This window comes from Escherichia sp. 93.1518 (genome assembly GCF_013368915.2).
GTDB lineage: Bacteria > Pseudomonadota > Gammaproteobacteria > Enterobacterales > Enterobacteriaceae > Escherichia > Escherichia ruysiae.
The window spans coordinates 1-240 of the sequence record NZ_JABWMT020000136.1; the positions used below are offsets into that span (position 1 = coordinate 1).

Consider the following 240-nt stretch of genomic DNA (forward strand, 5'->3'; position numbering starts at 1 on the left):
AGCAGGAGGTGATCAGCCGCTGGCGCATCGAGCAGTGCAGCGAACTGAGCGCGGTGAGTGCCTCTTTTGTACTGTCCACGCCGACGGAAACGGACGGCGCTGTTTTTCCGGGACGTATCATGCTGGCCAACACCTGCACCTGGACCTATCGCGGCGATGAGTGCGGTTATCACGGTCCGGCAGTCGCGGATGAATATGACCAGCCGACGTCCGATATCACGAAGGATAAATGCAGCAAAT

At 58.3% G+C, this 240-nt stretch carries 1 protein-coding gene; it reads left to right on the forward strand.

Annotated elements, in window-relative coordinates; genetic code table 11:
- A partial coding sequence (locus HEN21_RS22800) for a phage minor tail protein L (RefSeq protein ID WP_183082977.1) occupies nucleotides 1–240 on the forward strand: 240 nt, incomplete at both ends.